The following is a 12,150-nucleotide window of genomic DNA, read 5'->3' as shown; positions in this document are numbered from 1 at the left end:
TGGATGAGGCCCTGGACCATGCCGGCCGACCAGATGCCATGATCGGGATCACCGGCTTCATAGACGACCTTGCCGCGCGCACCGGCGACGAGATGGCGGACATCGTCGATGGTCGCGCCGCCCTTCTTCTCGATGGCGACGACTTCCTGAGAGACGACGTTTCTGGCGACGCGGGCCGTATTGTGCAGGGTACGGAAGATGAGGTCGGTCGCGCGCTCGTCATTGGCGACGATCTGCTCCTTCACCTTCTGATGGATCGGGCTTTCGACGGTGCACATGAAGCGCGTGCCCATATTGATGCCTTCGGCACCAAGGGCCAGCGCCGCAACGAGGCCGCGCGCGTCTCCGAAGCCGCCCGAGGCGATCATCGGAATCTTGATCTTGTCGGCAGCGGCGGGAATGAGGATCAGGCCCGGAATGTCGTCTTCGCCGGGATGGCCCGCACATTCAAAGCCGTCGATCGAGATCGCATCGACGCCCATGCGCTCGGCAGAGAGCGCATGACGGACGGCGGTGCATTTGTGGATGACCTTCACGCCATGCTTCTTGAAGTCGTCGACATGCTCTTGCGGCTTGTAGCCCGCCGTTTCGACGATCTTGATGCCGCTTTCGATGATGGCTTGGCGATATTCCGCGTAAGGCGGCGGCGTCAGCGCGGGCAGGATGGTGAGGTTGACGCCGAAGGGCTTGTCGGTCATCTCGCGACACTTCGCGATTTCCTTCACAAGGTCTTCCGGCGTCGGCTGCGTCAGCGCCGTGATGAAGCCGAGCGCGCCGGCATTGGCGACCGCCGAGACGAGCGAGGCGCGGCCAACCCACTGCATACCGCCCTGAACGATCGGATGCTCGACGCCGAACATTTCCGTAAATCTGGTTTTGATCACTTTTCTCTCCCCTGAAGCAGGTGTGTAGGCCAATAGAAGTTGAGCCATTTCTAGCAGAAGGCGGGACGCTTTTGCACAGGCGATTGCAGGCCGGGGCTTCCGCTACGTAAGCCATCGGCGCTTGAAATCCGCGGCCAATGGGACCATCTTCCCTGCAGAAACAAGCGGGGACGTGTTCAATGCTGAACAGACAGAGTCCGGCGATCAGCGAAACAGGAAGCGGCGGATCGGGCTGGGACGCCTATCGCATTTTTCTCGCCGTGGCCGAAACGGCAAGCCTTTCAGGCGCTGGACGCAAGCTCAAGCTGAGCCATGCGACGGTCGGACGGCACATAACGGCGCTTGAGAAAGAGCTTGGCGCGAAACTCTTTATTCGCGAACCGGTCGGCTATGCGCTGACGGCGGCGGGCGAGCGATTGCGCGCCGAAGTCGAGCCGATGGCGACGGCGGCGGAGCGCGCGGCGCGGGCGGCCATTGCCGAAGACGGCGAGCCGCGCGGCACGGTACGCATTTCGGTCGCGTCGGGCATTGCCGGGCAATGGCTGGTGCCGCATCTGACGAGCTTCCATGCGCAGTATCCGGGGCTTGAACTTGAATTCGTGACCGAGAGCTGGCCCGCCAGCGTGCGCCGCCGCGAGGCCGACATCGTGATCCGGCTTTATGGGCCGGGCGAGGAAAACCTCGTCGGGCGCAAGATCGGGCGGCTCGGCGTCGCCTTCTATGCCTCGAAGGAATATGCGGCGAAACACGGGCTGCCGACGCGGCGCGAGGAATGGGCCGAGCATACGATCCTCGGCTTTGCGGGCTCGTCGTCAGGTCAGGAATTTTCGCGCTGGAGCGCACATGTGACGCGCGATACGCCGACGCATTTCCGTTTCTCGTCGCAGATCGACACGGTCTACGCTGTTCTCGCCGGGACCGGCATTGCGCCGCTGACCTGCATGACGGGCGACAGCTATCCGCAACTGGTGCGCATATCGCCGGAGAAGCTTTTCAGCACGACGGAGATGTGGCTGCTCGCCCATCCCGATCTGAAGGACACGCCGCCAGTGCGCGCGGTCATGGATTTCATCACGGCGAAAGCCAAGACCGACCGGGCAAAGCTGACGGGCCGCTGAACAGGCACCCTGAACAGCGATGAACAGTTCAATGCACGCTGGCGGACAGGCGCGACGGGCCGATCCGCGTCATAGTTTCGGCAATTCATTTCTTCTGGAGAGAACCCATGTCGCTTCCGAACTGCCTCAAGAACAGCCTTGAGCTTCCCGTTATCGGCTCGCCGCTTTTCATCGTGTCGGGGCCGGAACTGGTCATCGCGCAATGCAAGGCAGGCATTGTCGGTTCGTTTCCGGCGCTGAATGCGCGGCCCGCGCATGTGCTGGAGGAGTGGATCGTCCGCATCAAGACGGAACTTGCCGAATATCAGGCGGCGAACCCGGACAAGAAGGTCGCCCCTTTTGCGGTGAACCAGATCTGCCACGCCTCGAACGACCGGCTGATGCACGACATCGAGGTTTGCACGAAGCTTGAAGTGCCGATCATCATCACCAGCTTGCGCCCGCCCGAGGAAGTCGTCACCGCCGCGCATTCCTATGGCGGCGTGGTCTTCCATGACGTCATCAACGTCAAGCATGCGAAGAAGGCAGCCGAGCAAGGCGTGGACGGGCTGATCCTCGTTTGCGCTGGTGCCGGTGGACATGCGGGCACACTGTCGCCCTTCGCGCTGGTGCGTGAGGTGAAGCAGTGGTTCGACGGAACGGTGATCCTGTCGGGCGCGCTGTCGGACGGCTATGGCATTGCCTCGACGCTCGCGCTGGGCGCGGACCTTGCCTATATGGGCACGCGTTTCGTAGCGACAGCGGAAGCGAATGCGGAACAGGGCTACAAGCAGCATCTGATCGACTATGCGGCTGACGACATCGTTTACACGAACCTCTTTACCGGCGTGCATGGCAACTACCTCGCGCCGTCCGTCGCGGCTGCGGGCCTCGATCCGCACAATCTTCCGGCTGCCGACAAGTCGAAGATGAATTTCGGCTCGGGCGGCAACATGAAGCAGAAAGCGTGGAAGGACATCTGGGGTTCGGGCCAGGGCATCGGCCAGATCAAGGACGCGCCGCCGGTGGCTGAACTGGTTGATCGGTTGAAGCGCGAATATGTGCAGGCCTGCTCGGAATTCGCCGCGAAGATGCCGCGCGAGGCGCTGGCAGCGTTGAAGGCTGCTGCGGCCGAGTAAGGTTTTCGCTCCGAGACAGGAAATGGCGGCGCGGTGTTGCGCCGCCATTTTTGTTTGTAGTGCGCGTCCGTGTTGTTGTGTCGGAGTCCAGCAGGTTCGTCGGCGTTTGTGGGAAGATGGGTCCCGGGAACGAGTCCCGGGACGACGGCGGTGGTTGTGGCGAGCGCCTGCCAGAACGAAGCCTTCAAATATGGTCGTCATGCGCGGGCTTGACCCGCGTATCCACGTCTTTGCGGCCATTGAGGAAGGAAGACGTGGATGGCCGGGTCGAGCCCGGCCATGACGGGTGGGGGTACCGCCCCCGGAACGAGTCCCGGGACGACGGCGGTGTTTGCGGTTTTGCCTCAGGCCATGAAGCGTGTCGCGCTGATTGCGAAGATGGTGACGTAGCCGACGAAGGTGGACATGACGAGTGTGACCATGATGCGTTCGGCGCGGCGGCGGATGGATGCCGGATAAGACATTATGCTCTCCCTTGAATGGCGGTGAATTCGAGATGTGAGGCGGCGGGTTTCAGGCAGCCGAGGCCGGTGAGTGCGACGCGGAGTGCCTGGTCGGTCGGTGTGTGGGGCTCTTGCCCGAGGAAGGCGACGAGTTTGGTGTTGTCGAGCCGGAGGGGCTGTTTCCAGAGGTAGCGCATCTCCCGCATTTCGCGGAACGTCTCCATGAAGGGCGAGAGAAGCGTGAGGGCGAACCATGGCAGGCGCTTCACCGGCGCGTCGGGGACGCCTGCGGCGCGGGCCGTTGCATGGGCGAACTCGACGCCTTCATCGAACCAGTGGCCGCCGAAGTGGAAGGTTTCGAAAGCGCCAAGCTCGGACTGGCGATCGACGAGGCGGGCAATCGTTTCGGCAAGGTCCGGCAGGAAGGCCCATGCGTGGCCGACTTTGTGGCTGCCGGGATATGTCACGCTACGGACGGGTTTGCCGGGCTTCACAATGCCCTGACCGAACCAGTTGTTGCCGCCATGGGGACCGAAGAAGTCGCCGGCGCGGACGATGAGGACAGAGACGCCTTCGCTGGAGGCTTGCTGAAGACGCTGCTCCATGGCGACGCGGATCGCGCCTTTGCGGGTATGCGGGTTTTGCGGCGCGGTTTCGGCGACGAGCGGGAATGCATCGGGGCCGTAATTGTAAACCGTGCCGGGGAAGACGAGGCGGACGCCCGCGGCCTTCGCGGCGGCGATCGAGCTTTCGAGCATGGGAAGCGCCGTGCCCTTCCAGTTCTTGTAGCCGGGCGGGTTTGCGGCATGGACGACGAGGCTGACGCCCTTGGCGGCGGCGACCACGTCGGCCTTGTTCATGGCGTCGCCCTTCACCCATTCGACGGGGCCGAGAAAGGCCATGTCGCGGGCGGCCTTGGCGGGATTGCGGTTGAGAGCGCGGATGCGCCAGCCGCGTGCACCAAGGGCCAGCGCCGTTTCGCTGCCGATGCCGCCGGTTGCGCCGATGATGAGTGCTGTGCGGGTCATGGGGTCGTCTCCTGTCCTCCGAGTTGATGACAGGAAGGTGATCCATTCACGAACGAATATGAATTGCCGAAATTTCGCTAGTCTTTATACTTTTTTGTATGGCACAGACCGAACCCGGATGGGAACTCTACAGGACGCTGCTGGCCGTTATCCGCGAGGGCAGCCTTTCGGGGGCGGCGCGGCTGCTCGGCCTGACGCAGCCGACCGTTGGCCGCCATATCGATGCGCTGGAGGCGGGGCTCGGGATTGCCCTGTTCACCCGCTCGCAGGGCGGGCTTGCGCCGACCGAAAGCGCGCTGGCGCTGGTGCCTCATGCGGAGGCCATGGCCAGTGCGGCGGAGGCTCTGCAGCGCGCGGCGTCCGGCGAGGCGGAAGAAGACCGGGGCACGGTCAGGATTACGGCGAGCGAAATCATCGGCACGGAAGTGCTGCCGCCCATTCTCGCCGCCTTTCGTGAGGCCCATCCGCGCATCGTCATCGAGGTGATGCTGTCCAACCGCACGGAAGACCTGTTGCAGCGAGAGGCGGATATTGCGGTACGCATGATCCGGCCCACGCAGGCGGCGCTGGTGGCGCGCAAGGTGGGCGTGGTCAGGCTCGGGCTTCATGCGCACAGGGCCTATATCGAGGCGCATGGCGCACCGCAAACGATGGAGGAACTGCCGCAGCATCCGCTCATCGGCTATGACCGCGAGCCTTCGGTGCGGCGGCTGAAGGATTTCGGCTTTGAGCTGACGCGCGATCTTTTTGCCTTTCGATGCGACAGCGATGTGGCGCAGTTTGCGGCCTTGCGGGCGGGCTTCGGGCTTGGCGTTTGCCAGTTTGCGCTGGCGAAGAAATATCCGGAGCTGGTGCATGTGCTGCCGGGCATGGCCCATTTCGAACTCGATGTCTGGATCGCCATGCATGAAGATTTGAAGACCAGCCTTCGGATGCGGCTGATGTTCGACCATCTGGCGGCAGAACTCGGAGCCTATGCGGCCGGAGGCTAGGCGTCGGGCCTTGCCCTTCGAGACGCGCGAGCCTTGCTCGCGCTCCTCAGGGTGAGGGTCGAAGGCGGTTTATTTCCAGTTCGGCTCCTCATCCTGAGGAGGGCCAAAGGCCCGTCTCGAAGGACGAGGCCTCTGCCCAACCGAGAGTCGCGCATCCCTGCCCCACCTGCTATATCAGCGGCAAAATTCCGCTTTCCGCGAGGTCAAGATGTCCCAAGCCGCCACCAAAGCCAATCCGCCGCTTGCGCCCTTCAACTGGCAGGATCCGCTGCTGCTGGAAGAGCAACTGACCGAGGAAGAGCGGCTGGTGCGCGATGCCGCGCGGGCCTTCGCGCAGGAAAAGCTCCTCACGCGGGTGAAGGAAGCCAACCGCCACGAGATTTTCCATCGCGAGATCATGAACGAGATGGGCGCTCAAGGGTTGCTCGGGCCGACGCTGCCGGAGAAATATGGCTGCGCGGGGCTCAACTATGTGTCCTATGGGCTGGCGGCGCGCGAAGTGGAGCGCGTGGATAGCGGCTATCGCTCTGCGATGAGCGTGCAGTCCTCGCTCGTCATGCATCCGATCTATGCCTATGGCACGGAGGCGCAGCGCGAAAAATATCTGCCGAAGCTCGCCACCGGCGAATGGGTCGGCTGCTTCGGACTGACCGAGCCCGATCACGGCTCCGATCCGGGGTCGATGGTGACGCGGGCGAAGAAGGTCGATGGCGGCTATATTCTCAACGGCGCGAAGATGTGGATCACCAATGCGCCGATCGCGGACCTTGCTGTCGTCTGGGCAAAGACCGAAGACGATGTGATCCGCGGCTTTGTCGTCGAGCGCGCGTTCAAGGGTTTCACGACGCCGAAGATCGAAGGCAAGTTCTCGTTACGCGCTTCGGTGACGGGCGAGATTTCGCTGCAGGATGTTTTCGTTCCGGATGAAAACCTGCTGCCCAATGTGCGCGGGCTTGCCGGTCCTTTCGGTTGCCTCAATCGCGCGCGCTACGGCATTGCCTGGGGCGCGATGGGCGCGGCGGAATTCTGCTGGCATGCGGCGCGCGACTATACGCTGGAGCGCAAGCAGTTCGGACGGCCGCTCGCCGCCAACCAGCTCATCCAGAAGAAGCTTGCCGACATGCAGACGGAAATCACGCTCGGCCTGCAAGGCTGCCTGCAGCTTGGCCGCATGTTCGATGCGGGCACGGCGGCGCCTGCGGCGATCTCGCTGATGAAGCGCAACAATTGCGGCAAGGCACTCGACATCGCCCGCGTCGCCCGCGACATGCATGGCGGCAATGGCGTTTCGGACGAGTATCATGTCATCCGCCATGTGATGAACCTCGAAGCGGTGAACACATATGAGGGCACGCATGACGTTCATGCGCTGATCCTTGGACGCGAGATCACGGGGATAGCGGCGTTTTCTTGAGGCCCTGCAGGAGTGGTAAATGAGCGAAGCGACGGCGAAGGTCGATGACGTTGCGGTGCGGAACACGGCGGGCGCGGTACTCGTCGCGCTGAGCTTCAGCCATTTCCTCAACGACATGATGCAGTCGTTGCTGCCGGCCATTTATCCGATGCTGAAAACCGAGTTCTCGCTCAGCTTCGGGCAGGTCGGCCTCATCACCTTTGTCTATCAGATCACCGCCTCGCTACTGCAACCGGTGGTCGGCCACTACACGGACAAGAAGGCGCGGCCCTATTCGCTTTCCATCGGCATGGGCTTCACGCTGTCGGGCCTTTTGCTGCTTGCCTTTGCGACGAGCTTTCCAGCCGTACTTGCCGCCGCCATGCTGATCGGCACGGGCTCATCCGTGTTCCACCCCGAAGCGTCGCGCATTGCGCGGATGGCATCGGGCGGAAGGCACGGCTTTGCGCAATCCTTCTTTCAGGTCGGTGGCAATCTCGGCTCGGCTATCGGGCCGCTGCTTGCCGCATTGATCGTCATCCAGCGCGGCCAGACGAGCATTGCCTGGTTCTCGATGGCGGCGGCGCTCGGCATGGTTCTGCTCTGGAATGTCGGCGGCTGGTACAAGCGCCGCGCCGTGGCGAGCGCAAAGGCCGACGCCATTCTGACCAGCGCTGTCACCCTGACGCGCCGACAGATCGGCATGTCGATCGCGATCCTGCTGGCGCTGATTTTCTCCAAGTATTTCTACATGGCGAGCCTCAGCAGCTATTACACTTTCTATCTCATCGACAAGTTCCACACGCCGATCCATACGTCGCAGATCATGCTGTTCGTTTTCCTCGGCGCGGTGGCGGCGGGCACGATCATTGGCGGGCCGCTGGGCGACAGGTTCGGACGCCGCTATGTGATCTGGGGCTCGATCCTTGGCGTGCTGCCCTTCACGCTTGCCCTGCCTTATGCAAATTTCTTCTGGACGGGCGTGCTGACGGTTCCCATCGGGCTCATCCTGGCATCGGCATTTCCCGCCATTGTCGTCTATGCGCAGGAATTGTTGCCGGGCCGCGTCGGGACGGTCGCCGGGCTCTTCTTCGGGTTCGCCTTCGGCATGGGCGGATTGGGGGCGGCGCTGCTCGGCGTGCTTGCCGATGCGACGAGCATAAAATTCGTCTATGAGGTTTGTTCGTTTCTGCCGCTCCTCGGCCTGCTCGCCGTGTTCCTGCCGGACCTGAAACGCTTCATTCCGGAGAAACTTCGCACGGCCTGACCGCGATCCGCGGCCATGTGACAATGCGGGCACATGGGCGACGATAAGAATGATGCTCCGCTTGCCGCCCTTCCGAATCACGAATGAGGGCGTATAGTTCGAATATCCGTTTCAAAAGGCCGGACACGCCGCCGCACCCCGCAGGGGTTGGCCGACGGGAACCGGCTATGTGCGCGCGTTGAGCGTCGCCAAGCCCGGTCTGATCCTCGTGGATATCGCGCGCCAGAAATCAAAAACCCGGAACCCGCTGTGGCGGCTCATTCCCTTCATTCATCGCATGCCCTGGCGGTTCTGGGGCGGCATGTCGCTCATCAATCTCGGGCGGCTGCTTGAAGCCTTCATGCCGCTTTGCCTCAAAATCGGCATCGACCGCATGGCGGCGGGCGACATGCGCCTTGCCGAGCCTGCGCTCTATATTCTCGCGCTGATGGTCGCGCGATATTTCTCGTTCAATTACGGACGGCGCTTCGTGCGCGAGGTGGGCGTGGAAGTCGCCTTCGAGCTTCGCCAGCGGCTTTACTGGCATCTGGAACTGATGGGGCCGCGTTTCTTCGCGGGCTATACGACCGGCGATCTGATGGCTCGGGCGATCAACGATATTTCGCTCATCCGCCAGATGATCGGGCTCGGCACCCGGCTTCTCTTCGTACTCGGATTTTCCGGCATCATCGCCTTCATCTTCATGCTTCAGCAGTCGGCATCGCTGACGCTTTTGCTGCTGCCTGCCCTGCCCTTCTTTGCGATTTTCGGCTGGGTACTGGCGAACAAGATTTTCAGCCAGTCGACCATTGTGCAGGAAGGCTTCTCGAACCTCTCGGCGCAGGTGCAGGAAAACCTGAACGGCATCCGCACCATTCAGACGCATGCGCAGGAAGCGCATGAGATCCGGCGCTTCGAGGAAACCTCGAGCGACTATGCCAGCGAATATTACAAGCTGATGTATTTCAACTCGGCGCTCAATGCCTGGATGCTGGCGATCACCGGCTTCACGACGCTGCTCATCGTCGGCTATGGCGGGGCGCAGGTTCTGTCGGGCGAAATCAGCGTCGGCACTTTCACCGCCTTCATCTTCTATCTCGGCATGATGCTTTCGCCGATCAAGGAAGGCGGCGTGATGGTGACGCTGTTCCAGCGCGGCGGATCGGCGGCGGCACGCATATTCGAAATTCTCGATCACGAGCCGGAAATCCGCGATGCGCCGGACGCAGCACCGCTCGACAAGATCGGCGGGGCGATCACGGTGCGCGGGCTTTCCTACGCCCATGCCGGGCGCGGGCAGGAGCGCGAAGGCGGCTGGCCGGCGCTTGACGATGTGTCGCTCGAAATCGAGCCCGGCGAGATGATTGCCGTGCTTGGCCGCGTCGGGTCCGGCAAATCGACGCTGCTGCGCCTCATCGTGCGGCTGCTCGATCCGCCTCCGGGCACGATCTATCTCGACGGGCGCGACATTCGCATGCTGCCGCTGGCGCAGGTGCGCTCTCACGTGACGCTGGTGCCGCAGGACCCGTTTCTGTTCGCCTCGCGGCTCGGACAGAACATCGCCTATGACAATCCCGAGCGTACGACGGAGGAAGTCTGGGAGGCGGCGGAATCGGCCGATCTCGAAACGACGATCCGGCGTTTTCCCAAGCGCCTTGAAACCATGGTCGGCGAGCGCGGCGTGACGCTTTCGGGCGGGCAGAAGCAAAGGGCGAGCCTCGCGCGCGGGTTGATCCGCGAGACGCCGGTGCTGCTGCTCGACGACTGCTTCTCGTCGGTCGATACGGAAACCGAAGAGTTCATCCTGTCGCGGCTGAAGAAGCTGCGGCAGGGGCGGACGACGCTGATGGTGTCGCATCGCGTGTCCACCGCGCGGCATGCCGACCGCATCGTCGTGCTCGACAAGGGGCGCGTGGCGGAGGTGGGAACGCATCAGGAATTGCTGGCGAAAAACGGGCTTTATGCAGCGCTGGAGCGCGCGCAAGGACGGCGCGATGAGCTGAAGCAAGCGCTGGCCGCAAGCGGCGCGATTGCCGAGGAGAGCGCGTTATGACTGCGCCAGTGAAAGACGCGCCTGCGAAGGATTACTCGATCTTCGAGGACGATATCGACATCCGCAAATTCGACATGCGGCTCATCTGGCGGCTGACGCATTGGATCGCGCCCTATCGCGCACAGATGATCGGCGCGGTCGTGCTGGTGCTGTTGGCGGCAAGCGCGGCGGTGCTGGCGCCGGTCGTTGTCAGCCGCGTTGTCGTTGACGGGATTCTTCTGCCCGCATCGAACGCGAATGCGCGGGACCTCGGACAGAAGGCTCTGGCCGCATGGCTCGACGGCGTGACAGGGCTTCATCCGCTCGTCGTCGCCTGCGGACTCTATGCTGTATGGACGGCGCTCTGGGCGCTGTTCGGACACGGGTTCCGCGTCATGCTTGCGCGTGCGGTGCTGAAAGGCTTGCGCGACTTGCGCCGCGATCTCTTTGCGCATCTCGAGCATCTACCGTCGAGCTTTTATGACCGCGTGGCCGTCGGGCGCGTGATGACGCGGCTCACCAACGATATCGAGACACTGTTTGAACTGCTGGCGGGCTTCGGCGTGCTGCTTGGCGAATTCGTGCCGTTCTTCGTTGCCGTCACGATCATGTTTGCGCTCAATTCAACGCTGACATTCGAGTTACTCGCGATCCTGCCGCTGGCAGCGCTTGCGACATGGGTGTTTCGTTACTTCTCGCGCAATGTCTATCGCGCGATCCGCTCATCGGTTTCGCGGCTCAACGAGAATTTGCAGGAGAACCTGTCCGGCATTGAAGTCGTTCAGCTTTATGGGCGCGAGCGCATCAATTACGAGAATTACACCGCGATCAATCGCGAGAACCGCAACGAGGAAAACCGCGCCGTCGCCATCGAGAGCTATTACGGCCCGGCGATGGACAGCATGGCGTTCATCGCGATTGCGGTCATCATCTGGTTCGGCGGGCATCATGTGCTTGGCGGCGTGGCGACGCTTGGCAGCGTCATTCTCTTCGCGCAATTTGCCGACATGCTCTTCCGCCCCATCGTCGCGATGGGCGAGCAATGGAACGTCGTCTTTCGCGCCATGGCGAGCTGCGAGCGCATATTCCAGGCGCTGGACTGGGACGAGGCGCTGAAGGCACCCGAGCGGCCCGTGCCGCTCCCCGCCGATCTGAAGGGCGAGGTGGAATTCCGGCATCTGAATTTCGGCTATCTGCCGGGAAGCCCGATCCTGAAGGATGTGAGTTTCACCATTGCGCCGGGCGAGAAGGTGGCGATTGTCGGGCCGACGGGCTCGGGCAAGACGAGCCTGATCCGCCTGCTCTGCCGCTTCTATGACGTGCCTGCGAATTCGATCCTGATCGACGGCATCGACATCATGGATATTGCGCCGTCCGACATACGCCGCCGCATCGGCGTCGTGCTGCAGGATTTCCATATTTTCTCGGGCTCGGTCTACGACAATATCGCGCTCGGCAATCCGTCGATCACGCGGGCGGATGCGGAGCGCGCAGCGAAACTCGTTCATGCCGACGCTTTCATCGCGACCTTGCCGCAGGGCTATGACACGCCGCTGACGGAACGCGGGCGCAATCTGAGCCACGGGCAGCGCCAGCTTCTCGCCTTTGCGCGTGTGCTTGCCATGAACCCCGAAGTGCTGATCCTCGATGAAGCAACCGCAAGCATCGACACGGAAACGGAACTCGTCATTCAGGATGCGCTCGCGAAGCTGACCGAGGGGCGCACGTCCATCATCATCGCGCACCGCCTGCAAACGATCCGCGAGGCCCATCGCATTGTCGTGCTGACGCAGGGCGAAGTGCGCGAGATCGGCTCGCATGAGGAGCTGATCGCCAGGGGCGGCACGTACAAGACGCTCTATGAGCTGCAGGTGCAGGACGTGCGGGACTAGGCGC

Annotated in this window: 9 protein-coding genes; 7 read left to right on the top strand and 2 right to left on the bottom strand. The window is 62.6% G+C overall.

Going from position 1 to position 12,150, the window contains the following annotated elements:
* A partial coding sequence (locus WA943_RS13650; protein ID WP_424470436.1) for an NAD(P)H-dependent flavin oxidoreductase occupies positions 1 to 884 on the bottom strand: 884 nt, incomplete at its 3' end.
* Positions 885 to 1,063: 179 nt separating this feature from the next.
* On the opposite strand from WA943_RS13650, the gene WA943_RS13645 reads away from it, so the two are divergent.
* Entirely contained in the window at positions 1,064 to 2,002 is a 939-nt protein-coding gene (locus WA943_RS13645; RefSeq protein WP_424470435.1) for a LysR family transcriptional regulator, read from the top strand.
* A 107-nt stretch (positions 2,003 to 2,109) separates the two neighbouring features.
* Positions 2,110 to 3,120 carry an NAD(P)H-dependent flavin oxidoreductase gene (locus tag WA943_RS13640; protein WP_424470434.1) on the top strand — a complete coding sequence of 337 codons (1,011 nt, stop codon included), beginning with the start codon at positions 2,110 to 2,112 and terminating at the stop codon, positions 3,118 to 3,120.
* A gap of 463 nt (positions 3,121 to 3,583) precedes the next feature.
* Here WA943_RS13640 and WA943_RS13635 read toward each other — a convergent pair whose 3' ends face one another.
* A complete protein-coding gene (locus tag WA943_RS13635) occupies positions 3,584 to 4,591 on the bottom strand; it encodes an NAD-dependent epimerase/dehydratase family protein (RefSeq protein WP_424470433.1) in 1,008 nt (335 codons plus the stop codon).
* Positions 4,592 to 4,689: 98 nt separating this feature from the next.
* Here WA943_RS13635 and WA943_RS13630 point away from each other — a divergent pair, with 98 nt between their 5' ends.
* From WA943_RS13630 to WA943_RS13610, 5 genes are all read left to right on the top strand, one after another.
* The gene (locus tag WA943_RS13630; protein WP_424470432.1) at positions 4,690 to 5,583 is read left to right on the top strand and encodes a LysR family transcriptional regulator; all 894 of its coding nucleotides are present in this window, start codon (positions 4,690 to 4,692) and stop codon (positions 5,581 to 5,583) included.
* 208 nt (positions 5,584 to 5,791) lie between these two features.
* Positions 5,792 to 6,997, top strand: coding sequence for an acyl-CoA dehydrogenase (locus tag WA943_RS13625; protein WP_424470431.1), 1,206 nt, complete (start codon positions 5,792 to 5,794; stop codon positions 6,995 to 6,997).
* 19 nt (positions 6,998 to 7,016) lie between these two features.
* Positions 7,017 to 8,243, top strand: coding sequence for an MFS transporter (locus WA943_RS13620; RefSeq protein WP_424470430.1), 1,227 nt, complete (start codon positions 7,017 to 7,019; stop codon positions 8,241 to 8,243).
* A 169-nt stretch (positions 8,244 to 8,412) separates the two neighbouring features.
* Positions 8,413 to 10,275 (top strand): ABC transporter ATP-binding protein, encoded by a 1,863-nt coding sequence (locus WA943_RS13615; protein WP_424470429.1) that lies wholly within the window; start codon positions 8,413 to 8,415, stop codon positions 10,273 to 10,275.
* Complete coding sequence (locus WA943_RS13610; RefSeq protein ID WP_424470428.1) at positions 10,272 to 12,146, top strand: ABC transporter ATP-binding protein; 1,875 nt, start codon at positions 10,272 to 10,274, stop codon at positions 12,144 to 12,146. Before WA943_RS13615 ends, WA943_RS13610 begins: the two co-directional genes overlap by 4 nt.
* Positions 12,147 to 12,150 lie beyond the last annotated feature (4 nt).

It is taken from the genome of Parvibaculum sp., from assembly GCF_049651025.1.
GTDB lineage: Bacteria > Pseudomonadota > Alphaproteobacteria > Parvibaculales > Parvibaculaceae > Parvibaculum.
This window is presented reverse-complemented; position numbering and strand designations above follow the sequence as displayed.